The organism is Pedobacter sp. L105 (genome assembly GCF_009765875.1).
GTDB lineage: Bacteria > Bacteroidota > Bacteroidia > Sphingobacteriales > Sphingobacteriaceae > Pedobacter.
In genome coordinates, this window is the sequence record NZ_LMUP01000012.1 from 1 (window position 1) to 25,984 (window position 25,984).

Annotated in this window: 25 protein-coding genes and 1 riboswitch; of the genes, 13 read left to right on the plus strand and 12 right to left on the minus strand. The window is 39.2% G+C overall.

Annotation, left to right across the window (positions count from 1 at the left end):
• The coding region (locus GSQ84_RS22750; protein WP_174238688.1) for a chloride channel protein at positions 1–486 on the minus strand (486 nt) is incomplete at its 3' end.
• 95 nt (positions 487–581) lie between these two features.
• Positions 582–644, minus strand: a riboswitch (Fluoride riboswitch).
• Between the two features lie 259 nt (positions 645–903).
• Here GSQ84_RS22750 and GSQ84_RS22755 point away from each other — a divergent pair.
• The gene (locus tag GSQ84_RS22755; RefSeq protein WP_254070954.1) at positions 904–2,199 is read left to right on the plus strand and encodes a sensor histidine kinase KdpD; all 1,296 of its coding nucleotides are present in this window, start codon (positions 904–906) and stop codon (positions 2,197–2,199) included.
• A 460-nt stretch (positions 2,200–2,659) separates the two neighbouring features.
• Positions 2,660–2,803 (plus strand): hypothetical protein, encoded by a 144-nt coding sequence (locus GSQ84_RS22760; RefSeq protein WP_158799685.1) that lies wholly within the window; start codon positions 2,660–2,662, stop codon positions 2,801–2,803.
• A 774-nt stretch (positions 2,804–3,577) separates the two neighbouring features.
• Here the strand turns inward: GSQ84_RS22760 and GSQ84_RS22765 are convergent.
• Positions 3,578–3,940 (minus strand): response regulator transcription factor, encoded by a 363-nt coding sequence (locus GSQ84_RS22765; protein WP_158799686.1) that lies wholly within the window; start codon positions 3,938–3,940, stop codon positions 3,578–3,580.
• Positions 3,941–4,191: 251 nt separating this feature from the next.
• Here GSQ84_RS22765 and GSQ84_RS22770 point away from each other — a divergent pair, with 251 nt between their 5' ends.
• Both GSQ84_RS22770 and GSQ84_RS22775 read left to right on the plus strand, forming a co-directional pair.
• Positions 4,192–4,716 (plus strand): peroxiredoxin, encoded by a 525-nt coding sequence (locus tag GSQ84_RS22770; RefSeq protein WP_158799687.1) that lies wholly within the window; start codon positions 4,192–4,194, stop codon positions 4,714–4,716.
• A gap of 9 nt (positions 4,717–4,725) precedes the next feature.
• Positions 4,726–5,424, plus strand: a complete 699-nt coding sequence (locus tag GSQ84_RS22775; protein WP_158799688.1) for an alpha/beta fold hydrolase — start codon at positions 4,726–4,728, stop codon at positions 5,422–5,424.
• A gap of 234 nt (positions 5,425–5,658) precedes the next feature.
• Here GSQ84_RS22775 and GSQ84_RS22780 read toward each other — a convergent pair whose 3' ends face one another.
• Positions 5,659–6,087 carry a low affinity iron permease family protein gene (locus tag GSQ84_RS22780; RefSeq protein WP_371416425.1) on the minus strand — a complete coding sequence of 143 codons (429 nt, stop codon included), beginning with the start codon at positions 6,085–6,087 and terminating at the stop codon, positions 5,659–5,661.
• 158 nt (positions 6,088–6,245) lie between these two features.
• On the opposite strand from GSQ84_RS22780, the gene lspA reads away from it, so the two are divergent.
• Together lspA and GSQ84_RS22790 are read left to right on the plus strand one after the other, a co-directional pair.
• A complete protein-coding gene (lspA, locus tag GSQ84_RS22785; protein WP_158799690.1) occupies positions 6,246–6,749 on the plus strand; it encodes a signal peptidase II in 504 nt (167 codons plus the stop codon).
• A gap of 4 nt (positions 6,750–6,753) precedes the next feature.
• Complete coding sequence (locus GSQ84_RS22790; RefSeq protein WP_158799691.1) at positions 6,754–7,422, plus strand: peptidylprolyl isomerase; 669 nt, start codon at positions 6,754–6,756, stop codon at positions 7,420–7,422.
• On the opposite strand, the gene GSQ84_RS22795 is transcribed toward GSQ84_RS22790, so the two are convergent.
• Positions 7,412–8,680, minus strand: coding sequence for an ATP-binding protein (locus tag GSQ84_RS22795; RefSeq protein ID WP_158799692.1), 1,269 nt, complete (start codon positions 8,678–8,680; stop codon positions 7,412–7,414). The two genes, GSQ84_RS22790 and GSQ84_RS22795, sit on opposite strands and share 11 nt — an antisense overlap.
• A gap of 135 nt (positions 8,681–8,815) precedes the next feature.
• Here GSQ84_RS22795 and GSQ84_RS22800 point away from each other — a divergent pair, with 135 nt between their 5' ends.
• Together GSQ84_RS22800 and GSQ84_RS22805 are read left to right on the plus strand one after the other, a co-directional pair.
• A complete protein-coding gene (locus GSQ84_RS22800; protein WP_158799693.1) occupies positions 8,816–9,445 on the plus strand; it encodes an OmpA family protein in 630 nt (209 codons plus the stop codon).
• A 24-nt stretch (positions 9,446–9,469) separates the two neighbouring features.
• Positions 9,470–9,961, plus strand: coding sequence for a PRC-barrel domain-containing protein (locus GSQ84_RS22805; RefSeq protein ID WP_158799694.1), 492 nt, complete (start codon positions 9,470–9,472; stop codon positions 9,959–9,961).
• A 46-nt stretch (positions 9,962–10,007) separates the two neighbouring features.
• On the opposite strand, the gene GSQ84_RS22810 is transcribed toward GSQ84_RS22805, so the two are convergent.
• Positions 10,008–10,610: a ferritin-like domain-containing protein gene (locus GSQ84_RS22810; RefSeq protein ID WP_158799695.1), complete on the minus strand. Its 603-nt coding sequence runs from the start codon at positions 10,608–10,610 to the stop codon at positions 10,008–10,010.
• A gap of 63 nt (positions 10,611–10,673) precedes the next feature.
• Positions 10,674–12,317 (minus strand): murein L,D-transpeptidase, encoded by a 1,644-nt coding sequence (locus tag GSQ84_RS22815; RefSeq protein ID WP_158799696.1) that lies wholly within the window; start codon positions 12,315–12,317, stop codon positions 10,674–10,676.
• A gap of 199 nt (positions 12,318–12,516) precedes the next feature.
• On the opposite strand from GSQ84_RS22815, the gene GSQ84_RS22820 reads away from it, so the two are divergent.
• From GSQ84_RS22820 to fabV, 3 genes are read left to right on the plus strand one after another with little or no spacing between them, the layout of a single operon-like run.
• Positions 12,517–13,137: a phosphatase PAP2-related protein gene (locus tag GSQ84_RS22820; RefSeq protein ID WP_158799697.1), complete on the plus strand. Its 621-nt coding sequence runs from the start codon at positions 12,517–12,519 to the stop codon at positions 13,135–13,137.
• 42 nt (positions 13,138–13,179) lie between these two features.
• Complete coding sequence (locus tag GSQ84_RS22825; RefSeq protein ID WP_158799698.1) at positions 13,180–14,640, plus strand: aminoacyl-histidine dipeptidase; 1,461 nt, start codon at positions 13,180–13,182, stop codon at positions 14,638–14,640.
• A 34-nt stretch (positions 14,641–14,674) separates the two neighbouring features.
• Positions 14,675–15,865, plus strand: a complete 1,191-nt coding sequence (gene fabV / locus GSQ84_RS22830) for an enoyl-ACP reductase FabV (protein ID WP_158799699.1) — start codon at positions 14,675–14,677, stop codon at positions 15,863–15,865.
• Between the two features lie 66 nt (positions 15,866–15,931).
• Here the strand turns inward: fabV and GSQ84_RS22835 are convergent, their stop codons facing one another.
• On the minus strand, positions 15,932–16,387 hold the full coding sequence (locus GSQ84_RS22835) for a PA2169 family four-helix-bundle protein (RefSeq protein ID WP_158799700.1): 456 nt from the start codon (positions 16,385–16,387) through the stop codon (positions 15,932–15,934).
• Between the two features lie 435 nt (positions 16,388–16,822).
• Between GSQ84_RS22835 and dnaA the strand changes: the two genes are divergently transcribed.
• Positions 16,823–18,253, plus strand: coding sequence for a chromosomal replication initiator protein DnaA (gene dnaA / locus GSQ84_RS22840; protein ID WP_158799701.1), 1,431 nt, complete (start codon positions 16,823–16,825; stop codon positions 18,251–18,253).
• Between the two features lie 297 nt (positions 18,254–18,550).
• Here dnaA and GSQ84_RS22845 read toward each other — a convergent pair whose 3' ends face one another.
• Entirely contained in the window at positions 18,551–20,104 is a 1,554-nt protein-coding gene (locus GSQ84_RS22845) for a YdiU family protein (RefSeq protein WP_158799702.1), read from the minus strand.
• A 79-nt stretch (positions 20,105–20,183) separates the two neighbouring features.
• A complete protein-coding gene (locus tag GSQ84_RS22850) occupies positions 20,184–21,269 on the minus strand; it encodes an alginate lyase family protein (RefSeq protein ID WP_158799703.1) in 1,086 nt (361 codons plus the stop codon).
• Between the two features lie 424 nt (positions 21,270–21,693).
• Here GSQ84_RS22850 and GSQ84_RS22855 point away from each other — a divergent pair, with 424 nt between their 5' ends.
• Positions 21,694–22,623, plus strand: a complete 930-nt coding sequence (locus GSQ84_RS22855) for a ketopantoate reductase family protein (protein ID WP_158799704.1) — start codon at positions 21,694–21,696, stop codon at positions 22,621–22,623.
• Between the two features lie 217 nt (positions 22,624–22,840).
• Here GSQ84_RS22855 and GSQ84_RS22860 read toward each other — a convergent pair whose 3' ends face one another.
• The 3 genes from GSQ84_RS22860 to GSQ84_RS22870 all read right to left on the minus strand — a co-directional run bounded on the left by GSQ84_RS22860 (position 22,841) and on the right by GSQ84_RS22870 (position 25,896).
• Positions 22,841–23,896 (minus strand): peroxiredoxin, encoded by a 1,056-nt coding sequence (locus tag GSQ84_RS22860; RefSeq protein ID WP_158799705.1) that lies wholly within the window; start codon positions 23,894–23,896, stop codon positions 22,841–22,843.
• 427 nt (positions 23,897–24,323) lie between these two features.
• A complete protein-coding gene (locus GSQ84_RS22865; protein ID WP_158799718.1) occupies positions 24,324–24,977 on the minus strand; it encodes a putative quinol monooxygenase in 654 nt (217 codons plus the stop codon).
• Between the two features lie 388 nt (positions 24,978–25,365).
• Positions 25,366–25,896 carry a GNAT family N-acetyltransferase gene (locus GSQ84_RS22870; protein ID WP_158799706.1) on the minus strand — a complete coding sequence of 177 codons (531 nt, stop codon included), beginning with the start codon at positions 25,894–25,896 and terminating at the stop codon, positions 25,366–25,368.
• Positions 25,897–25,984: the final 88 nt, after the last annotated feature.

Below are 25,984 nucleotides of genomic sequence, written 5' to 3' on the forward strand. Positions count from 1 at the left end.
ACCAAACACAGCGCCAAATCCTGCAGCGATGCCTGCAATCAGCATGATCCGGGTATCCTGTTCGTTTAATTTAAACCAGTTGCCAAACATACCGGCAATACTGCCGCCAATTTGCACGGCTGTACCTTCACGTCCTGCAGATCCCCCGAACAAATGGGTGATCACAGTGGTAACTAAGATAATAGGGGCCATTCTTGTAGGAATACCGCCACCCGGCTGGTGAATTTCTTCGATCACGAGGTTATTTCCTTTCTCAGAATTTTTCCCTACAGACTGGTAGATAAGGTAGATCAATACTCCTGCGGCAGGCAGGAGAAAAAGAAGCCAGCTATGCAGAAAACGAAAGTGTATGGCTGAACTTAGTAACCATAAAAAGAGGGCAACGGCACTGCCTGTGGTAATAGCAATAGGGAATACAAGGGAAGTCCAGCGTAACAGATGTTTAAATATGGAATAATTCGCCAGAGATGCGTATCTTTTTTTCATGATGTTGTTTATGAAAAGGCTGTAGCCATTGGAAAGCTGATTGTTAGTCGATTTGTTTTTCACCTGCAATACATTAGGCACAATTTAATTGTGCGGAGTTAGCAGGCGTCATCAGCAAATGCGGTTTTTAAAAGGAAGACACCATTTCCCTCTCAAAAATAGTTATTTTTTTAAAAAACAAGTAACAGAAACTAATAAAAATTTATTCTTTGGCTAAACCTGTTAAATTATTGAAGCGTATTCAGGAAATCAATTTAGCATATTGGTAAATTACAAAATAATCTCTTGTGAGTGAGAAAAACCGAGTTTTTACACCTTTAAATGCTATATTTGTTTTCACAGTTTCGATTCATGCATCTCAAATCAAGGCTTAAAAGAATTCAGTTAAAACTCATAGGGAGAGCATCTGAATTTTCATTGGAAGCAAGAATCTATCATTCTATATGTATTGTAGCTTTTTTTGCGCTGGCCTATAATGTTCCTTTTAATTATTTTGTAGGATTGCCAAAAGCTGCCCTAATCTGTTTGATCGCACTTTCAGGATTTGCCTGGTTATATTATGTTTCCAGGGTAAAAAAGAAATTCACCTACAGCGTTTTAGGTCTTGGCTTATTTGGGAATGTGTTTTTTACCGCGATTTACTTTATTAATTCAGGAGTTAACGGGCCTACCCTGATCTTATTTGCACTTTTCTTTTATCTGTTATCCGCAACTGCACCTAAGCATCAGCAGTGGATATGGTTACTGGTTAATATTGTCGTTGTGACATCTTTATGTGTGATACAATATATAATTCCTTCGTGGGTACCCAGTAGTTATGAAAATGAACTCAGCCGTTATACCGATACAATTTCGGCTTATATGGTGGTCATCATATCTATATTTTATTCACTGAGATATATCCGTATAAATTACGAAACAGAAAAGAAATCTGCTATTGACAAGGCTCTGGATATAGAATTAAAGAACATTCAGCTGGAGCTGGTTAACGGGGAGAAAAACAAATTATTTTCTATCGTGGCGCATGATCTGAGGAGCCCGCTGGCCTCTATACAAAGTTACCTCGAGCTCTTAACAGCGTTTCCTTTAAAAGAAGAAGAGAAGAAGGAGATAGAGCTTAAACTGCTTTCACTTACAAAAAACACGTCTAACATGATGGCCAATTTGTTATCGTGGTCAAAATCACAGCTGGAAGGTGTTCAGGTTAATACGCAGACCCTAAACCTGATGAAAACCCTAAGGGACATGCTTAAAGTGGAAACCAGTATTGCCCATGAGAAGGAGATCATTTTAACATATCATATAGACGAAAATATTTATGTTCAGGCAGATGCTAATATGCTAATGCTGGTTATCCGTAATTTAATCAACAATGCGATTAAATTTACCCCGGAGGGTGGGAATATTCAGATTATGGTTGTGGTAGATGATGATTGCAGGATTACAGTAACTGACTCTGGTAAGGGAATCGCCGAATCGGATCAAAAACATGTATTTTCTTTAAAAGCTAAATCGACTTTCGGAACGAATAACGAAAAGGGTGTTGGACTGGGACTCATTTTGTGTAAGGAATTTATTGAATTGCAAAAAGGGTCAATAGAATTTAGGAGTACACAGGGCAGAGGAACTAGTTTCACGGTTTCTATACCAGTAACTAAACTCAATATAGATTCTTCCTCCCAGCAGAGCGAATGGAGTGATATCATGGAATAGCTTTTTGATACTAATTCGTAAGGTTTGAGGTAGTTGTCTGAATAGTAAGTATTTGTATTTGTTTCTTTTGTTTAATTCTGAAATATTAATATCTTTGGGTAGTCCTCATGACTACATTAACTCTATACGATTAATGCATGAGCCGGGTAGACTGAACAATGCCCGGCTTTTTTTCCACATTTCATCAGCTATTATTTTTTACTAGTGTATAACCTATAAATTTTAGATCTCTAAGAGTGAAAAATAACTAAATGGCTTTAACGAATTGATTTCGCATATTTTCATTTTGATATCTGTGTATTAAATACACTTACATGATTAAAATAAATTTTAATTGTTAACATTCGGGGCTTTAAACGCAGTATTGTTAAGAAAAAAAACGGTACATCACATGATTAATTAGCTATATTAGACTTATAAAATAATAAGTCGAGTATAATTAAATGATAATTTATAAATCATGGAAAACAAAACGGCAGAAAACACCGAAAGACCTTTAACAACTGATCCTTTTTTGGTTAATACAATTGTAGAAATCTTAACCAGCGAAATTGAAGGGATTAACAAATTTCTAAACCAGGCTACGCTACTGGAAAACGATTAATTAAAATCCTGCGCCAGGCAGGATTTATACCAGCTTAATCAGGGATAGTTTGATAACCTATCCTTGATGCTAATCTTTAAGCTGCGATCAGGGGGGACAGCCCATCACCAAAACATTTGGTTGCGGAAGGCATCTGGTTAGTGCATTTAAGATATTCGTCCGTAAAGTTACAGCAAGGGGAGCCGTTGGCGTTGCCCCGCCGGCAGGAGCAAATATAGCGCATATACAACACCCAACCGGAGGACAGCTCGGCATACCGGCAGCCAGTGAATAACTTGAGGCTAACGTCGGATCACCTGATACATAGTTATACCAGAAATTTGCCATAATCACTGATGGTTTTATAGATCAAAAGCCAATCAAAAAACTTTAATGAATACTCCTTATTTTCAGCTTCGGCTCTTATACAACTACTAATTGTAGCTTATAAGGCTAAGTTAAATTAAAATATTTTGATCTTTCAGGGTAAAATGTCACCAAATATTTCATAACTCAGATCGTAAAAAATGATCTATCAGCCTCGAAAATTTAGATTATTTATAGAAAATATAAAATAATTAATATTTTTTTTCAATCGGCATAGGACATTTGCCCTTTTTTTGCAACTACCTATTTAAGAACCCTAAACTTAATCAGGATGTTAAAATTAATTATTCGTTTAAAAGAGTCTGTTAAAGAACCACCAGACTAGAAATTCAGGTAGGCAGCAGGCCATTTAGTTTTAGGTTGGTTAATACTTTGGACCTGCTGCACCTACCTTAAAAGATTTATTTTTTAGTGAAGCGTGATCTGTTTATCTATTTTTTGCAAAATATCATTCAGATCGAAGGGTTTACTAATAAAATCATTTGCACATTGCTGCATATTAATACTTTCCGGGCGGGCATGTGCAGACATCACTATGATAGGCACATTTTTAATCTCTTTCATCGCCCTGATTTCTTTACATAGTTCCAGTCCGTTCCCATCAGGCAACATCACATCCAGTAAAAACAAATCCGGAATGTTATCATTCATGGCAGCGTGAAAAGTGCTCACATTGGGAAATAATTTTACACCATAACCTTCTTCTTCCAGGATAAATTCTATGATCTGTCTGATGTCCTGATCATCTTCTACTACGTGTATTTGTTTCATTATTTTAAGCGTTTTAACAGCTATACATCTGTCAGCTATAAACTATTAATTTCCTGACCGGAGCATAGGTGTTATTGGTATATAGTTTACAAACCTTATACCAATAATGTTGTTTTCTAAATAAAACTGCAAATTATTGATAATTGGAAGAGATCTTACGCAGAAGATTATTGGTTTGAAAAATGTAAAATTTCTTTATATCCGGTTTATTGTGCGCTATTCTTCTAAGCTTTGTGATCTAACAAAAATTTATGAAATACTTCAAATTATTATTATGTCTGTTCGTATTCCTTTTTACCATTGGAGCGGCTTCGGCACAAACAGATGGTACCATTAAAATCGGTGACAAAGTCCCTTTATTCGTTTTAAAAGATCAGGATGGCAAAACATTCGATATTAAGAATTATATCGGCAAGCAAAAACTGGTGATTTATTTTTATCCAAAAGATGAGAGTTCAGTATGTACAAAAGAGGCATGTGCCTTCCGCGATAGTTTTAGCCAGTATAAAGATGCTAAAGCGATGGTAATCGGTATCAATTCGGGAACTGTAGAAAGTCATAAGAGTTTTCAAAAGAATCATAACCTGCCATTTACTTTACTAAGCGACCCGAACAACGAAGTATTGAAAATGTTCGGTGTTAAAAGTGTAATGACCTTTACCGGAAGAGAAACCTTTGTGATAGACCTGTCTGGAAAAGTAGTTTTTACCTATACGGGATTTTTAAAAGGCGATGCCCATTCAGAAAAAGTATTGGCGTACTTGGCCAAACCCTAATTTTTACTCATGACACGGAAGATGAAACTATGCTTCTGCCTTTTAGTAGCTACATTTAGTCTGCTAAAGGCATCAGCACAAACCGCCCCAGACTTATCTGATTACCCTTTACACGTACAATTTAAGCGGTCATCCAAGCCGGTATTAGTTTATTTAACAGGGGATGGAGGCTGGAACAGCTTTTCTGAAGGACTGGTTAATGAATTGGGGAAAAGTGGATATGCTACTATTGCGCTCGATACCCGTAAATATTTCTGGACAGGGAAAACCCCTGATGAATTTGCCAGAGATATGAAAATGATCTTATCTGCTTATCTTAAAGCCTGGAATAAGGAATCATTCTCCATTATCGGTTATTCCTTTGGGGCAGATGTAGGTGCCTTTTTACCGGCACATTTGCCAGAACAGCTATCAGCAAAAATTAATTCGCTGGTATTGCTTTCGCCAGGCCTTACTACCGCATATGTAGTGAAACTTAAAAATATGCTCAATTTTGGGGCTTCTACAGCAAACGAAAAATATAAAGTATATCCTGAATTGCTTAAATCTGCGGTGCCGGTGTGGTGCATTTTTGGAAAAGACGAAGAAAGTGACTTTTACGGTGTGCTAAAGGAAACCGATAAAATTCATAAATTGAATGTCCCTGGTAACCATCATTACAATGATGATACTCCTGCTGTTGCCAGGGCTGTTTTAAAGGGGCTTTGAGATTAAAAAAAAGAAGCGGGGATACATCCTCCGACGTATCCCCGCTATCTAAATTAACGCTCTCATATATACAGACGCTTAGAATTTCACTTTATTGTATCAACCTTAAATTATTTTAATAATTATCTTGTTACCGATAAGGTAAGTGCTTTTTTTGACGGACATGATGTGATTTGACCTTAAAAACCAGGTCGGCTGACTGTTTTATAGCAAAGATCATTTGATCATCGTTATTTAAATCCCTTCCTCTTTTCTGAGATCTTTTTTTCTTTCTTCCAGCTCCTTTGCAGAATCTATAGAATGCGAATGGTGTATATCGTCATCATCCTGGGTTACATCAGAAAGTTTTTGATAGTATTTATGCAATACATCTAATTCTGACTCTGTCAGATCTTCGATATCAACCATACGGTTACTCGCATGCCTGCTTGCAGCGATCAGCTCATTCAATTTAAGCTGGATAGCTTTACCATCCTTATTCTGCGATTTCTGAATTAAGAAAACCATCAGAAAAGTAATGATCGTAGTACCCGTATTGATCACCAATTGCCAGGTGTCTGAATACTTAAAGATTGGTCCGGTTACCCCCCAAATGATGATTACCGCCAGTGCAATACCAAATGCTGAGGAACTACCTGTCCAGCAGGTGATTTTAGTTGACATTGTCTCAAAAAATGAGTCTTTCTTTTTTTCCATGATAGCTATAAAATAGATTTTGGTCGTTATAACACTGCCGTGGGAATTCTGTTTTGTCTCTTTATCATTATTTATTTGAGATTTAAAGTAAAAGGGTTTATGTTTATACCAATTAATGTCTGATAATGAATAAACAGCAAAGAAATATCTATGTACTGATCATAGTCATAGCGAATATGATATTCGATCAGTTCTCTAAATATGAGGCCAGGCTGAATATTGCATACGATCAAACTATAAATGTGATAGGTAAACATTTTATCCTAACTAAAATAGAGAACTCCGGTGCGTTTTTAAGTACAGGTGATTCGCTTGAAGGTTCAGTGAAATTCATTTTCTTATCCTTACTTCCCTTAATTGCACTTTCTTACGGCATCTATTACCTGCTCAGACATCCTTATCTGCCCCGTTTACTGGCATTTGGAATTAGCTTTGTAATTGGCGGGGGGCTAGGGAATCTATATGACAGGATCGTCTACGGATCGGTAACTGATTTTATGCATGTAGACTTCCTTCTTTTTAAAACAGGTATATTTAATCTGGCCGATGTTTCTATTATGGTCGGCATGGTGATGATCATAATCAATTTATATGTAAAACGTCCTGTTCCTGAATTGTTGGAAGATTAATGTTATGAAAAAACTATTTATACTTGTTTCCCTGATATCTCTTTCAGTATCACTTGCTAAAGCACAAACCTGGTTTGTGCAACTGTCAACTCCTAAAGGCAGCATGATCCTGATGTTATATGATGAAACGCCAAAACACAGGGATAACTTCCTCAAAGGAATTAAAAGTGGTTTATTCAAAGATGCTGAGTTTAACCGCGTAATTAAAGATTTTGTAAGCCAGGGCGGGGAACTGGACGAAACCATATTGGACAGGGAAAAATTACATCCTGGAGTACCGCTGCAACGTGTTGATGCGGAGATTAAACCTAATCTTTTTCATAAAAAGGGAGCTTTGGGCCAGGGTAGAAATGACAATCCCGAAAAAAGCTCTTACCTGGATCAGATTTATCTGGTGCAGGGAAAAGTACGCACCGATGCAGAACTGGATATCATCGCCTCAAAATCCGGGCATCAGTTTACTCCTGCACAAAGAGAAGTGTATAAAACAATAGGAGGTACGCCGAAACTGGATGGCGATTATACTATTTTTGGAGAAGTGGTGCAGGGAATGGATGTGGCAGAAGCTATCAATGCCGTACAAACCAATAAACACGATCTTCCTGTTACGCCGATAAAATTTACCCTGCGCATTCTCGATAAAAAAGAGGCTAAAAAAATACTTAAACGGTAAGTCCTAATAACATTTCAAGCTCTGCCTTTTCTTCTGCTTCCAGGTCTATGATGCTTTCCAGTATGGACATTACCTGTAACCGGTTATTGGAAGAGAGAAGTGAATCCAGCAGTGCAACCAGTGTTTTCTTCTGGTCTATACTTAAATTGCTGAATAACCTGGGTTGAATCTCATACAATACCTTTAATACATTCATCAGGTCTGTTCGGTGTTCCATATCAGCTTCCTGGTATAATGGTAATATATTTTCTTTCTCATAGCGCTCCAGTAGCCTGGAAGAATATTCCTTCAGGAAGATCTTCCTTTTCGCCTTTAAAAGCTCATTGATCTTCTTGCTGAGATATTTATATTCAGGGGAAGATTTAGACCTGCTATACAACTTCACCTGTGTGTCAAACTCAGAGCTGTTAAAATCAAAACCTGTAAAGAACTCGCTTTCTATATATACACTATGAAAATACTCGTCGGCTTTTTTATTAAGCGTGGTGTATTCCTTATACATTTCTTCAGCTCTTTCATTGATAAAGTAAGCCTTTGATAACTCTTTGTTCAAAGAGCTTTTCCATTGTATAAATTTAACCTTAAACAGGGTATTGCTGTCTTCGTATCTAAGCAGAATATGATCTTCCTCATCCTGTATATTATCGGTATAATCTAAAACAGTACCATTAATTTTAATTGCATGTCCGGTTTTTTTATTCAGTTCCAAAAACCAGCAAAACTCGGATTTCAGAAAAGGAATAATTTCCTGTTCGAGATCTTCGCCGGATATCTTCAAATTGGAAAACAGCACCTGTGTACCTGGATGATCACTCAGGGGAATATCCAGCAGGGATGCTTCATAATTATGCAGTGCAGAAACCCCTATACGTATCCTTCCGCTTTTTAACTTGCTGTTTTCCAAAAAAGTTGTACGCCATTCCGCATCGTTGGCAAATTTGAAAAAGGTAAGCCTGCCAACACCATTCTTGCCGTGCATGACAGATTTATTCCTGTTCATGGCCAGCTGAAGGGCTTTTTCCGATTCATAAAAAGGATCAAACTTAATCTTCAGGTTTTTAAAATTAATACCATATCCATTATCAGCTATTTCAAGACTATCTATAAAACCCAGTTCGTTAGCCGAATAACTGATTTCTACAGTAGTTGCATTGGCGTCGAAACCATTCCAGATGTATTCTGCAAGTGCCTGTTTTTCGTTGTAATTGCGCAATACTTTTTGAATACCGCTGGAAGTAATATTTACATTATTGGCCATAAAATGAGAAGGGTTTCCTGTATCAAAATTAAGAAAAAAAGGGGGTAATAAGACAGATGTCCCAATCTTTCTGTCGCACAAACAAATAGCCGCAGGTGTAGTTATAAGCGGAATAATATTTAAAACTCTCTGATTATGGCAGACCTAAATGTACAACCAAAAAGTAAAAGCCAGCTGTGGTTCTGGTTTTTTATACTTCTCCTGGCAGGATTAATAGTTTATTTCCTGCTGCATAAAAATGATCACAGAACAGCAGTGATAGCAGATTCAACGGCATTTAAAGGAGAGCATACGCATCTTCTTGCGGCAACGCAGCCGGACTGGAACAAAGTAGATTTTAACGTTCCATCTACCAGATATGATGAATTGAAAGACTCATTGATTGTGGTAAAGAAAAATGATAAATATTCTATTTATGGCCTTGGCGAAAATATCCTGTTCAACAAAGATCAAAGTACTATTCAGCCTGGTGCCGATGCGCAGCTTTATCAGATCGCATCTTCTCTGCACAAGAGATTTAAAGGGGCTAACATTGCTGTTTTTGGCAGTACCGATGCAACCGGCGATCCCGCTTACAACGCTAAACTGGGTAAGTATCGTGCTATTGCGGTAAAGAACTGGCTGATAGAAAAAGGCGGGTTTAGCGAAACGCATGTATCCGTACACTCCTTAGGTGAAAATAAACCTATCGCTACCAATCTGACTGCGCATGGAAAACAGCAAAACAGAAATGTGCAGATCGTAGTTTTTAACAACCCTAAATAACCTCAAATTTTAAACGCTAATTTTATGACAAACGAAAATCTGAACGACTATCGCCACCTGGAAGAACTGAGTGGCAGTGAATACGAAATAGCCGATGGTGAACCTGATATCAAAGGCTGGGATATCAAAGATAAACTGGGTGCTAAATTGGGTAAAGTGGATGATTTGCTGTTTAATCCTGCTACCCAGAAAGTAAGATATTTAATTGCTGCCCTGGATGGACGGGTGTTTGGTATCGAAAATAGGAAAGTGCTGATCCCTGTAGGCCTGGCCGAGCTTCATGAAAGTGAAGATGATGTTTACCTGCCCGGAATAACTGTAGCACAGCTCGCAGCTGCACCTGATTATTATAAAGGGAAAATAAGTGTAGAACATGAGATTGCCGTTCGCAATGCCTATACCGGTGAATTTATCAACCGTGATATTTATGATGAACAAACCTTTTATGAACACGACCATTACAATGAGCGCAACCTCTTCGGCAGACGCTTTACAGGCGGGGAGAATGGGGAATGATTAAAAAGATCCAGGTGCTGATGAAACACCTGGATCTTTTTTTAAATTATTCTGCTGCCGCTTGTTCGTTAACAAAACTTTCTGCAATCTGTGTTAATGCTTCGTCAGTAGATTTTTCATTATCTAATGTCTGCTGTAACAGATCAACCACATCGGTGTGGCCCATATTTTCAGCAAAAGTTTTTAACGTACCATAGGTTGCAATTTCATAATGCTCAACCTTTTGTGCCGCAAGAATAAGACCTGCATCCCTAACTAAGGTACCTGCTTTAGTATCTGAAATAATGCTGTCCGCTTCTTCCAGTAAACCAGCCATTGCATCACATTTTTTTGCTACCGGTTTTTCATCCAGCAGGGCGAATACTTCTTCTAAAGTTTCGATATGGGTTTGGGTTTCCAGGGTATGCTTGTCAAAAGCTTCTGCCAGTTCAGGACTGGTTGCTGCTTTTTTCATCTTTGGAAGCGCTTTTACCAGGTGTTTTTCAGCCCAGTAAATATCTTTTAATTCATCAACAAAAAATTCATGAAACTCTGAATCTTCCATTTTACCTGTATTTCCTGTCGGTTTGTTTACAGATGATTTAGCAGTTGATTTTGCAGTCGTTTTAGGAGCAGTCTTTACTGCTGGAGTTTTTGATGGAGTTGCCATAGGTCAATGTTTTTAATGATTGTTAAGTAGAATGGCAAAACAACCGTATAATTAAAAAAATGTTTAAAGTTTTTTTAATTCAACTGTTTTGAATAGCTGTTTAGCCATTTCTGCATCATGTCCATAAAGGTCATCCCTGAAATTGAGCAGGCCATCTTTATCTACCCAGGAAGTAAAATAGGTAATAAATACCGGTACTGGCTGTTTCATGCTTACCCATATCTCTGTCTTTGAATTCATAGCCTTATCAATTTTTTCGGTAGTCCATTCCGGGCGGCCTTCCAGTAAATATTCGGCCAGTTTTTTAGGCTGTGCTAATCGTATACAACCATGACTAAAAGCACGTTTTTCTTCGGCAAATAGAGATTTCGCAGGCGTGTCATGCAGGTAAATATTGTAGCTGTTTGGAAAGAGGAACTTTACGCGACCAAGGGAATTGGTGTTGCCCGGTTTTTGGCGGATCAGTGGAAGGCCATCACTAAACCCGTATTGTTCCATATCTTTTTGCGCCAGGTAATTACGGTTGTGCTGCATAGCGGGTAATATTTCTGCACGCACAATGCTTGGCGGAATATTCCAATACGGGCTAAACACTATGTTTTTTAATTCCTTGCTAAAGATCACGGTTTGGTTAGCTGCTTTTCCAACCACAATACCCATATTCAGCACTTCTTTTTTAGATTCGAATACATGGAGTTTATATTCAGGGATGTTCACCAGTATAAACTTACTATCGGGTATTAGTGGAGTCCACCGCATACGTTCCAGGTTGATTAATAACTGCTGGATGCGTGATTCTACAGGTACGTTTAATGCAGCAATCAAGTTGCGGTCGGCAGCCCCGCTGGGAGAAAAACCAAACTGTTTTTGTGCTTTTTTAATCGCTGTGGTTAAAATCGTATCATACACCGGCGTAGTATCTGCAGGGGCCAGATCTCCGAAATCAACCAGCCGCTGTTTTAGCTGGGTAATAACTGCTGATGAATCTCCCGGTCTGGATTGTTTAAGCAGGGCAGGGGCAATCTTTATCCAATTGTCCTTTTTCTGAATTGCATACCAGCGGATCAGTTCTTTATTGAGGGTGGTATAATACCTGTTTACAGGTTCCCAGTTTTCTAGTTCCTTACCTTTTCTGGCAACCAATGAATCGAGTAAAGCTACAGCATCTACTTTTTTTCTTGGAATATACCATTGCAGTGATGCCGGGTCTAGTTTACCGGAATACGCATGGGAAACGAATTGAAAAAAATGTTCAGTCAATGCGAGTTCCAGGTTCGCCAGCCCGGGGCTTGCCGCATGGATAAGAGTATCCTTAGCCATCAACTCCGTTAAACGCTGATGAAGCTGCTGATCCTGTATAGTACTATCGCGCGAAGCGGAAATATAATTTCTGTCCAGGTCATAGAATACTTTTGCCTGTTCTGCAAGCCCTGTCTCCGCCAGCCAGGCAAACTGAAAATTCCTGCTGTTATAAAAATTCCTTAAACGGCTGGCAGCACTATCATCCAACTGTTTGGTGCTGATATATTTTTCCATTTGCAGGCTATCAACATATAAACCGGTAACTGCATTTTTAGGGGTAATGGAAATATCCCTTTTTACTTTTTTCGGAGCAGTACGCTGGCATTGGGACAGTAACAAGATCATCATTAGCGCCGTAATGACTGATTGCAGCACAGGGTATATGTGGTTAGTTTTGAATTTCATTGTGCTTAATATAGTAAATTTCAATAAATACAGCTGTATTCCTGGATAGATATATTCATATACTATTTGGTTAAAATGTACTATATTAATATAATAATTACTTAGTGTTAATTTTAATCACAATTTAATTCCTAAAACAGGCCTTCAGGAAAATGTAATTTTTATATTTGCAGGGATAAAAACTAGCTAACCGATATTAATGCAATCTAAACAGTTGTCCTGGCGATTTGCCTGGGATTATCCGGCCTTCCGCGTAAAGCTCCTTCTGGGGATATTTGTCATGGGGATGATTGTGTTTTATCTGCAGGACTTTTTTCTTTTGATTCAGCCCAGAAGCGGGGTGCTCCTTAACGACTGGGTGCTGAACGAGCTGCCGGCACGGGATGTTTCTTCTTATATATTTTTGATTCTTTATCCGGCCTCCGGGTTTTTTTTCTGGAGAATGAGGAAAAATTCCACCAACTGCATCACGGCGTTATGGGGGTATGTTTTTTTATGCTCGGTAAGGATGATCACTATCGCTATGGTTCCGCTTGATGCCCCAAAACATCTCATCCATTTGTCTGATCCTTTCTCTATCATATTTTATGGGGCTAACCCGATCACTAAAGACCTGTTTTTTTCAGGACATACGGCCACGCTGTTTCTGGTAGGGCTTTGTCTGGAAGATAAACGCGAAAAAGCCATCATATTTGCGGCGACAGCTGTATTAGCTGTTCTATTGCTGATCCAGCATGTACATTATACAGTAGATGTGCTAGCGGCCCCGTTTTTTAGCTACCTGTTCTGGTACATGGGCAAAACGGTTGCAAAAATGTAATTAATCCTTAATTTGGCTACGCCATAATTTTAACGTTATTTAATGGAAGTAAAAGATTTAGAGCCACGGGAGCTTTGGCATAGTTTTGCCAGTTTGAACGCTATTCCGCGTGCTTCGAAAAAAGAAGAACAGGTAATTTCCTTTATCATTGGCTTTGGCCGCAACCTGGGGCTGGAAACTATCAAAGATGCTGTTGGGAATGTGATGATCAGGAAAGCAGCGAGCCCGGGAATGGAAAATCGTAAAACTGTAATTTTACAGTCGCACCTGGATATGGTACATCAGAAAAACAGCGATACCCCATTCAATTTTGATGAACAGGGGATTGACATGTTTGTAGATGGCGACTGGGTAAAGGCAAAAGGAACAACCTTAGGTGCAGATAATGGCATCGGCGTTGCGGCAATCATGGCATTGCTGGCTTCTTCAACCATAGCACATCCTCCTTTGGAAGCGATGTTCACCATTGATGAGGAAACAGGGATGACAGGGGCCAAGCAGCTAGATCCTGCAAATTTTACCGGTTCAATTTTACTAAACCTGGATACTGAAGAAGATGACGAACTTACTATCGGCTGTGCCGGGGGAATAGATACCAATACCACTTACCGTTATCATCAGGAAGTGCCGGATTCAAAAAGTACGGCTTTCGAAATTAAAATCAAAGGTTTACTGGGTGGACATTCAGGAATGGATATCCATAAAGGCAGGGCCAATGCGAATAGGCTGATGAACCGCATTTTCTATACCTTATCGCAAACGGTTAACTTGCAGCTGAATAGTGTAGATGGAGGGAGTTTAAGAAATGCGATTCCAAGAGAATCTGCTGCGGTGGTAGTTATTCCCTATGGACAAAAGGAATTGTTTCTTTTGTTATTAAAGCAATTTATCGAGTTGCTTCAGGATGAATACCGCACGGTAGAACCTGGTCTTACAGTGACGGTAGAAGAGACCTCCTTACCGTCCAGGGTAATGATACAGGCAGATTTTGTAAAAATCATTAATGCTGTATATGCAGTTCCAAATGGGGTGTACAGAATGAGCCCGGATATAAACAACCTGGTAGAGGCATCAACTAACCTGGCCAGGGTCATCATTAAAGATAGCGAGTTCATTAGCCAGTCTTTACAGCGCAGCAGTGTTGAAAGCACCAAAGCAGATGTTTCCAATGCCGTTTGTGCAGCTTTTGAAAATATAGGCTGCAAGGTGGGCCAGTCGGGCGATTATCCGGGCTGGAAGCCAGATCCTGATTCGGCAATTCTAAAGCTGATGGTCAATCTCTACGAGAAGAATTTTGGCAAAACGCCAAAGGTAGAAGCTTGCCACGCCGGTTTGGAATGTGGTATCCTGGGTGCGCATTTTCCCGGAATGGACATGATTTCTTTTGGTCCTACCATCCGGGGGGCACACTCACCTGATGAACGGGTGCAGGTTTCTTCTGTAGTAAAATTCTGGACTTACCTGCTTTCCGTGTTAAAAGAAATTCCCGAAAACAATAAATAAATACTTATTTTAGACGCTCTTTAAAGAATATTTTATGATTATTGCACCAAGAATACGTGGATTTATCTGCCTGACTGCTCATCCAAAAGGATGTGAGCAAAACATTGTCAATCAAATTAACTACGTTAAATCAAAAGGAGCTATAGCTGGCCCTAAACGTGTGCTGGTTATCGGCGCATCTACAGGATTCGGACTTTCTTCAAGAATTACCAGCGCTTTTGGATCAAATGCATCTACTATAGGTGTGTATTTTGAAAAACCACCTGCGCCGGGTAAAACGGCTTCACCAGGATGGTATAATACTGCTGCTTTTGAAACTAAAGCGCATGAAGCAGGTTTGTATGCTAAAAGTATCAACGGAGATGCTTTCTCTGATGAGATCAAACAAAAAACGATAGATTTAATCAAAGCAGATCTGGGTCAGATCGATCTGATCATTTATAGTCTGGCTTCGCCTAAAAGGGTAAACCCTAAAACAGGCGTTGTACACAGCTCTGTTTTAAAGCCTATAGGACAACCTTTTACCAATAAAACTGTTGATTTCCATACCGGTATTGTATCTGATATCTCTATTCAGCCTGCTAACGAAGAAGAAATTGAAAATACAATTGCTGTAATGGGTGGTGAAGACTGGGCTTTCTGGATAGATGACCTTAAAGCTGCGGGTTTGCTGGCTGAAGGAGCTACTACAGTTGCTTATTCTTATATCGGTCCGTCATTAACCGAGGCGGTATACCGCAAAGGAACCATTGGCAGGGCTAAAGATCACCTGGAAGCTACTGCATTCAGCATTTCAGAGAAACTAAAAGACCTTAATGGAAAAGCCTATGTTTCGGTAAACAAAGCACTGGTTACCCAGGCGAGTTCTGCCATTCCGGTTATTCCATTATATATTTCATTACTGTACAAAGTAATGAAAGCAGAAAATATTCATGAAGGATGTATCGAGCAGATGCAGCGTCTGTTTCAGGACAGGCTGTATTCAGGTGCGGAGATTGCTACGGATGAAAAAGGAAGGATCCGTGTAGACGATCTGGAAATGCGTGAAGATGTACAGTCGCAAGTGGCAGCATTATGGCCTGAAGCTACTACAGAAAGCCTTCCTGAAATCGGCGATCTTCCTGGTTATAAAAAAGACTTCCTTAACCTGTTCGGATTCGATGTTGCTGGCGTAGATTACGAGACTGAGACAGACGAAATGGTAGAAATACCAGGTTTAGTATAAAATTAACAAAATAATAAAGGCGGCCATCTTAATCCAGATGGCCGCCTTTTACATTAAAGCTATTTGCTAGAATGACCTTTCAGAGCGCAGGCGCTCTATTTCTTTCATGGCATCTAAAATGCCATCTCTTTGTTTCCTGAGCAGTTCAATATGATCTGCATGATCTATATAGTCTGCTATGTAATGGTTATACTTATCCAGTGCGGCCTGTTCACCGGTTACAATGGCATCCAGTATAGCTGCATCTTCTTTACTGCTTAAAGCTTGCCTAATGTCTAACCAGGTACGGTGTAAAGCACCCAGTACACTGCCGCTCTCATTGGTAGCTTCTGCACCATGTGTAGCGATATGTGCCCTCAGTTCTTCTGCATAACCGGCACGCTGTGCTTCATATTTTAAAAATACGCCTTGTAATTCAAGGGTATCTGTTCCTTTACTCGCAGATTCATATCCTTCTTTACCATCATTCAGAATGGCTAACAGGTCTTTTAAATCGCTAATGATTTCTTTATTACTTTCCATAGGTTAGGAGGTTGGTTTCAAATTATAAAATGATAACGCCTCAGCACTCAAATAGTTTGGTGTAAATTCTCCTGTAAGCAAACATATCATCAAAGGAAGTGTTGTTGATATAAGGATGATTACGTCTGATGTATCATGGGTAAAATAGGTTAGGGGCAGAGGTTAGTCAGGTAGAAAAATAACAATTGATCAGGATGTAATTTCAGGATTACATCCATACGTGTTTCAGAGTTATGCACATCGATTTCCGGATGTGTATAAGTTATTAACAGGAAATCGAGTTTTGTCAATTCTATTTGTTTGCCTGTTAACTACTTACAAATTACCTGAAATTTTATCTTTTTTTGTTGGTAATTTTTTGGATCTTCGCCCTCCCAAAACGGCAGAGAGTTTGGCCGTTATTCAAACGAAAACCTGTAATTTATTTTGAGAAATATGCAAAAAACTTGTACCGAAGTATGGAATAACTGTCTCCAAATTATTAAGGATAATATTCCGGCCCAGAGTTTCAAAACCTGGTTCGAACCTATATCCGCTTTAAAGCTGGAAGACCATGTTTTAACCGTACAAGTTCCAAGTTTATTCTTTTATGAATGGCTGGAAGAGCATTATGTAGGTTTATTGCGTAAAACTGTGAAACAGCAACTAGGTGAAGAAGGCAGATTAGAGTACAATATCGTAGTGGATAAATCATCTAACAGCGGTTCTCCTTATACTACTAATATACCTTCAAATGGTAATGGAGGGGCTTCAAAAATACAGTCTATGCCAGTTCCTGTTTCTATCAATAAGGACATCAAAAACCCATTTGTGATACCGGGTTTAAAAAAACTGAATGTAGACCCTCAGCTGAACTCAAATTATACGTTTGACAGTTATGTTGAAGGCGACTGTAACCGTCTGGCACGCTCGGCAGGTTTTGCTGTAGCAGCAAAACCAGGGGCAACTTCTTTTAACCCGCTCATGATCTACGGTTCGGTAGGTTTAGGTAAAACCCACCTGGTGCAGGCTATTGGAAATGAGATCAGACGCACACATCCTGATAAACTGGTCATCTATGTTTCCTGTGAGAAATTCTGCCAGCAGTTTGTAGAGTCGCTGAAAAATAATACCATTAATGACTTTGTGAACTTTTACCAGGCCATGGATGTGATTATTATGGATGATGTGCATAATTTTGCCGGTAAAGAAAAAACACAGGATATCTTTTTTCATATCTTCAACCATTTACACCAATCGGGCAAGCAAATCATCATCACTTCAGATAAAGCTCCTAAAGACCTTTCAGGTGTGGAAGAACGTTTGCTGAGCCGTTTTAAATGGGGGCTTTCTGCAGATCTGCAGATTCCTGATCTGGAAACCAGGATTGCCATCTTGAGAAAGAAAATGTATGCTGACGGAATTGAACTTCCAACAGAGGTAGTAGAATATGTAGCCCATAATATTGATAATAACGTTCGTGAATTGGAGGGGGCTATGGTTTCCCTGCTGGCACAGTCTACCCTGAATAAGAAAGATATCGACCTTGGATTGGCTAAATCAATGCTCAAAAACTTTATTAAAAATACCACAAAAGAGATTTCAATGGATTATATCCAGAAGCTAGTATGTGAATATTTCGAAGTTCCTATCGAAATGGTTAAATCTCCTACAAGAAAAAGGGAAATCGTACAGGCTCGTCAGATCTCTATGTACCTGTCTAAAAGCTTAACTAAATCGTCGTTAAAAAGTATTGGTGCTTTTTACGGTGGCAGGGATCACTCTACTGTTATCTATGCCTGCCAGACTGTAGAAGACCTGATCGAAACTGATAAAAAGTTTAAAGGTTATGTTACCGATATCCAGAAGAAATTAAAAATAGGCTAATTGGCCACACCACATAACAGAAGGGGATTCGTAATCAACGGGTACCCTTCTTTGTTATTGACAAATTTTAATGGTGTTGAAAGCCAAATTCAGTGATCCGGATAAAGCTTATCTTCAGGGACCTGTCACAAAATCTCATTGCTGACGAACAAATCCTGCGTTTAATGAGTTTCCCCAATATACTGATCACGTCTCACCAGGGGTTTTTTACCAATGTGGCCTTGACACAAATCGCCCATATGAATTGAAAATCTGAGCCATGCCTCAAAAGGCGTAGAAAATATCAATATGTTATAACTAAGAACTGCAGGAAAGGGTAGAACTTCCGGGTTGATCATTAGCCCAGTCTGGCCTTAAGGCAAAAAACTCATCGTGTATATTGGAATATGGGGCTTTCATGGCTTCCTGCAACTTCAGGAAAAGTCCGTTCTGTCCTTTCTCCATTTCCTGTATCGCCTGGTGGAGCAAATAATTTCTCAGGATAAACCTCGGGTTATTGGCCCTCATCTTTGTTTTAGCAGCTTCAGCAGTAATTTGATTGTCTTTCATACGTTCCTGATAAGCCTGTATCGTCACAAACAAAAATTCAAGACTTTCCTTATCAGGCGCACGATAAAATGAAGGGTTAAACCAGTTGGCCAGTTCTTCTTTGTTTTCTATCAGCGGAAGATCGATCAGCAGCTGGTAAAAGATGGTCATATCAGGCTTAATCAGGCTCAGGCTTTTTTCCATATCATCTGCCAGTTTTTTATCTTCTTCCTTCAGTTCGTCAAGTCCTATTTTGTCCGCCATTATGGCGAAGTATTTGGCCTGGTAGATATCTTTAAAATCTTCTAAAGCATTTACCAATTCATCGGTATTTTCAAATAAAGGGGCTATAGCACTGGCAAGGCAGCTCAGGTTCCAATACGCAATAGTATGCTGGCGTCCAAAGGCATATCTGCGGCCAGGAAGATCTGTTGTATTTGGCGTAAAATTGGGGTCGTAATCATCCAGGAAAGAGTAAGGTCCGTAATCTATGGTCAATCCCAGGATAGACATGTTGTCTGTATTCATCACGCCATGAACAAAACCAACCCTCAACCATCCTATAATCATAGTGGCCGTTCTTTCTACCACTTCCTTAAACCAATTGATAATCTTATTTTCACCGCTAAGATGAGGGTAAAACCGGTCTATAGTCCAGTCTGTCAATTTTTTTAATTGTGCGATTTCCTGCCTTGCGGCCAGCATTTCAAAATTTCCAAAACGAAGGAAACTTGGTGCTACGCGCATTACGATGGCGCCCTGCTCATAAGCAGCTCTACCATCATAAAACATATCCCGCATCACCTGGTCGCCGGTGGCCACAAGGCCTAAAGCCCTGGTAGTAGGTATACCAAGGTGATACATCGCCTCACTCATCAGGTATTCCCTAATGGAAGAGCGGAGTACAGCCCGTCCGTCGCCTCTGCGCGAGTAGGGAGTGGGGCCTGCACCTTTTAATTGTAATTCGTAAGTTTTTCCGTTTGCTGCCGGCCATTCTCCAAGGCTGATGGCCCGGCCATCGCCCAGCTGCCCGGCCCAGTTGCCAAACTGATGGCCTGCGTAACAGGCTGCATAAGGATACATTGTTGGCGTAACCAGGTTGCCGCCCAAAATATTGATATCTTGCTGATCTGGTTGCGCGATACCCATTTCTTCGGCCAGCTCATCAGACCATGCCAGTAACTGCGGCCGATGAACAGGGGTAGGGATAGCTTTACTGTACAAAACCCCGGGAGTTTGCCTCGGTTGCAGGTTCCCGGTCTGATCTCCATCAAAGGTGCTAACAAAATCGTTGTTAAAAGTTTTTGTACTTAAATTATCCATAAGGGCTTCCTTGTTCAATACACGAAGGTAAGGCCATTTTTGGAGTTAAAAGTTGTTTTACTGTAAAACTCAAAAGCTGTTAATTGCGGATATTGCTCAGCATCAGCTGCCAGTCTTCAGCACTAATTGTTTGTCCTCTTACCTGTTGATAAACGGAACTCATGGAAGGATCAAAATAGGCGGCCAATGCCAGGGTTTTTAATCCGCTTGCTGGTTTAAAAAGCACACCGGCCTGGTATCCGGCTTCGCCGTTCCTGGCCCGGTCCTGGTCAAATTTCACCGTAGAATGGACAAATTCGCCATGTGTTTTTGCCCCTGTAACGTAAGGAAGAAGCCATTCCGTCGATTTTTTTAGGGAAGCACCGGTGGCAGTTTTGTCAATGTAGTAATCTGTTCCTCCTGCACGTTTAATCACAATGGCAAGCTGTAATAATGGTTCCAGGTCGTACACATGATAATGCAGGGCATCACGCAGTTTAAAATCTATGCTCGATCCGTCCGGCAGCAAGTTAACTTCCAGCTGTTTTTTTAAGGCGTTAACCGCAAATTCCCGGAGAGTAGTGTCTGAGGTGGCAAAACCAATTTCACCAATCACCTTTAGCCGGTGTGAGTTCCAGTTGTTATAACCCGTTTCTTTATCCTGGTTTTTAGGCATATGGGCAATTTCAGCTCTTGCAGTCCGCTTTAGCCAGTCACTGATCAATAGTTTATCCCCGGCTTTAATATTACTTTTAATCAGGTCGTACCCCTCAATCGCCTCGTCAAGATTGGTATCATTGATCGGATTTCCACCCGGCTGGTTCGTGTCTGCCCAGGCAATCAAATAGGTGGTTGCCTTTTGCAGGTATATGGGCTGTCCGTATAATTTATAGATGATGGCCAGTGCATATATTTTTTTAAAATCTTTGATGGCATGCCAGGTGGCTATTTTTAAAGGGTCACCTTTTAATTTTCCTTCAGTTGTAATCGTGGTTATAGGATCTGGTACGGTGTCTACGGCCTGGTCTGCAATTCTTTTCTGCTGTTTAATCAGCAGGTGTATTTCCGGATTGGTTTTATCCAATTCCTTTAGCTGTTTTATCCCTGCAGGGCTAAAGCCAAGAAATTGTGCATTAGCAGATAAGGTGAGCAGCAGAATAGGGAACAGGCAATATATTTTCCTCATTTTAGTATTCAATTTTAAATAAAGATACTTATTGCTTCTGTTTCAACAAGGAAAAAGGAGCGGAACAAATTAAAAGCAAGGATATGGGATTCTGAAATTAAAGCTTACCGGTTTATTGAAAAGACCTTCCATTTTTTTATACTAAAGAAGTTACAATGACATTCATCAGCAACCCCTGCAAAATTTGATAGGTGATGACTAATTTTGTAAGAAATAAGCCTGGGCTAATAATAAATCGGTAGTAAATTTGTTTAGATTTTAATAGATGAACTGAGTTTGCCAACAATTTTAAAAGGTAATACCAAGATTAAAGACAAACGCAGCATTTACATTTTGCCCTTTCAAAACTCATTAAGAGGGATTAAAGGAACAGACTCATTCCCCGCAAGGGTAAATATTAATTGATAGATATAACAAGAAAATAATGACTGAAAATACGCACGGCACAGCTAAAGATATATACATTATTGGAAATGGGGTAATTGCAAAAGCATTAGCTGTAGCTCTTGTTATCGATGGAAGAAAGGTGACTGTCATCAGGGGAAGTGTAGATCAACAACCAGTTTTTACCGAGAATATCCAGCTAGAAATGGAGGATAGTACATTGCAAGCAGATGTAACGATAAGTACTTTAAGCAACCATGAACATCTGGATGGAATTATAGTCCTGACCAATAAATCATTTGGAAATAAAGGATTAGCAGACAAGCTAAAATTAAAATCAGGCAATTCCCCCATAGTTTTTCTTCAAAATGGACTGCACGTTGAAAAGAGCTTTCTTGATGAAAGCTTTCCCGAATTGTATAGGTGCGTTTTAATGGCCACCTGTCAGTCCATTACTAAAAATAGTGTTAGGTTCAGGGCAGTTGGGGCATCGCCCATAGGTATCATCAAAGGTTCAGCAGATGCACTTGATGCTATTGTAGCTGCATTGAATACAGCTGTTTTCTCATTTCGGGCAGAAACAGCTATACAGACAGTTATCTGGAAAAAAGTTATTATCAATTGTGTATTTAATTCTATTTGTCCGCTGCTGGAAATAGATAACGGGGTTTTTCACAGAAATACTGCTGCATTACAGCTTGCCGAAACGGTGATCAAAGAGTGTTTAGCTGTTGCCCACGAGAATGGTATCGACCTGACCATAGCGGATGTGCGTGATAATGTTCTTTTGATCAGTAAAATGTCTGACGGTCAGAAAATATCTACCTACCAGGATTTACTAAATAAGCGGGAAACAGAGATTGACACCCTGAATTTTGCGGTAGCCAAAGCGGCCGGTGCGGCCACTGTACCTGTTACCAGTTTATTGGGTGAACTGATAAAAATTAAGTCCGAATTATCGAAGGTTTAAGGCGTGTACTATTGATACAGCCTGGTGAAGTATTTGGAATAGGGGTATCGAAAATTGTGGTGTTTTTTTATCTGCCCGCTAATCTTCCCATTACCTTAATAACCTGCACAATGGTTAAAGCCGTAGCAGGAATAAAGCTATTCCCAGCACTGGGCGTGTTGCCTGCAAAAAGAAAACAATATCAAATATTGTCCTATTTAAACACGGGAAAATCTCCCTATTTTTTACTTAAAAGGGTATCAATAATTGAGGTTACTTTAGCTTCAAAATCCTTACTATAGCCAACAAATGCATTTACTACTTTTCCATCTTTATCAATAAAATAAAAAGTGGGAAACGTTGTCACATGATATGATTTCACACACTCAGCGGCATTTATGTAACCCGTATATTTAATCTTGTAACGTGTCTCGAAGTCGAGAACAGCCTTCTTACTATCCCTTTCGGTTAGGCTTGCTATAATCAAATCTTTGTTTTTATATTTTTCATAGATAGTATTCAGTGGTATTATTGAAGCCATACAGCCTGAACACCCAATGTAGTAAAAATCTAGCATGACTACTTTACCCTTTAGTTGACTTAATGAGACCTTGTTTCCTTTAGCATCATATAACATCCAGTTAGGCGCGGTCGTATCCCTGTTCAATAGAGCCAGCGGTGCGGTTTGTGTTTTTCGAGGTTTAAAGCCTTTTGGTATAGCGAAATTTGAATCATTGATGTCGGATATGTCAAACTTATAATCAAAATATTTAGTCTCATCATAATATTCGTTCACTAGTCCTTCATATTTATACCTTCCTTTAATGATTACCAAACTGGGTAACCCCGTCTGTTTATCGATATAATACTCTTTTTTCAAGTACAAATGCACATTATTGTCGAGCGTATCATATAGGTTTGCAACAAGATGGGATTTAGCCACTCTATCGATGACCGTGTCTTTAAGCTTTGTTATCTTAAACGGTTTATGATTATAGCGGTCTTTAATAGATTTCAAGCCTCCGATAAGTGATTTATCATATGCCAAAGCTTCTTTCTCCTGGAAAAATGTACTGTCACTGAGTGATAAAATAGTTATACCTTCACCATTGTATAAATTTATATTATGAAATGTCTCTGTTTTATAATTGGATTCTATGCTATAGTGATAACCGAACACCTTGTCCGGAGGTGCCTTTAAAAATAATTCTTTGTTGATTATAACTGTTGTGTCGGCACTCATATCCCTTAGTTTTTCTACAGATTGATAGCTAAAATTATTGTGGCTTTCCATCTTATTAATCAGGTTTTGAATCTGAGAAATCTGTGCATAAGTGGTGTTGCTGTATAAAAATATTGTGAGGCAAATCACTAATCTGATAAAATTTTGGATAGAGCAGATCATTGTTTTTGAGTAGGTAAGTTGATCGTATTTTTTTATCTAAAATACAATAAAAGTTAAGCTATAGGACGGATGCACAGTAATTTAACAGACTTTAACCAAAAGCTATTTCATAAGAAAATTGATGAGGATCTTTGAATAAGCAATTAAGTAATAAACTGGTGCCGCTTAGGGAGAGGAGATATATTTGAAATCTTATAAGAATCCCCAATTACGCGCTGGTTTCAAGGTTATCGAAACGCAAAATTCCTCTTTCATCCAATATTTATAACTTTATGCTCGTCTTCCAACGGATGTGCTTACATTACAACGACTGATACTAATCCTTAGATCCACTGCTGGAAACGACAATGTGTACGTCAGCCCTCAATGGCATGCCAGCCAGAAGGTCAAATACATTTTCATGTGCTTTATCGATTGTCGGGTTGGTGTAATGCCGGGCAAATGACTCATTGTGCCGATAAAATTCAAAAGCCCATAAAGTGTCGGGATCATCGTTAAGTTGGCAAAGTACCCAGTCTAACGGACCGTCCGGGTCGCCGGTATGGTGAAGGCTGGTTGTAAGTTCAAATAATGCCTTACCCTTTCCAGGTTTGGCCTGCATTCTCAATACTACGCCTGGTTGATCTTTAAATAAAGATTTACTGCCAGCCGCAGGTTCGTTGGTATTGTTACCTGAAACGATGACATGTACGTCGGCTCTCAGCGGGGTATCCGCCAGGATGGCAATTACTTTTTCATGGTTTATATCGACTACTGGATTCGTATAATGACGGGTAAATGATTCGTTGTCCCTGTAAAACTCAAATACCCACAAGATTTCCGGATCATCATTAAGCCGGCATAAAATCCAGTTTACCGGGCCATCAGGGTCGCCTGTGTGATGAAGTTTAGTTGTAATTTCAAATAATTCCTTCCCCATTCCTGGATTTGCTTTCATCCTCAGTACAACGCCAGGTTGATTCTTATACATTGGTTTCTCGTTATTTAACATAAAATCGCTTTTTAATATGGATTTAAAAACACTTCGTTGCTCCCCATCAAACAAACTGGGTCGGTTTTCTTAGTCCAAAACTGCAACTAATGGTTCAGTTAAAATAGTCGCGATTGTTATTAAACTAGTCTTAAATGAAAGGTAAGCAACCACTACAGTACAGGTGCAATTTCTTTCACCTCTTTCCATCTGTGTGGTAAATTGCTTAAATTGTAAAATAACGAGGAAATTATGAAAATCTAAATTGGTGCGGTTAAGTGTATTTGAATATGAAAAATAGTTTTGGAAAATTCTCAGGATTTTCCAAATGTGGACTGACTAAGCAAAAGCTTATATACGGTGTTAGCGGCCCGGGCTTTTTTAATCCTTATTTATTTTTAGTGCTCATATTTAGGCGGAATAAAGTCAAATTTGAATTTTCCTCATCAAGGCTATCCGTAATCATAAATTTCAATTCTTTAAGAAGATTGGTTGAACTTTGGTTCTCCTTATGTGTATAAGCATCAATTGTTTTTAGCCCAAGTGTTTGATTTGAATATTCAATTATTTTTTTTGCTGCCTCTCTCATCATCCCTTTTCCTTGATATTCAGTTAAAAGTTCGTATCCAATTTCGCATTTTTTCAGTTCTTCTGAAACATCAAAAAGACAAATTGTACCTATAAGTTTTTCGTTTCCTTTTTGTGCTATTGCCCAGTAAGAAAGGCTATTGTTTTTTATCTTCTCAATAAATTCCAATGCATCGTCCAATGTTTTACTTTGCTGTCTGTCAAGATACTTGTTTATCAGAGTGTCTGAACGAAGAAGAAATATTTCCTGAACATCACTGTCTGATAATTGTCGTAGAGTCAACCTTTCAGTTGTCAATACAGGGAAGGTTTTCGAATTTCTATGTTCCATAATGTGATATCATATTTGTGTCTGATTTCGTTCCCGGCCTAATCTCTAACTTCTATAAATGTATGGTGAAATTATAAATAAAACACTT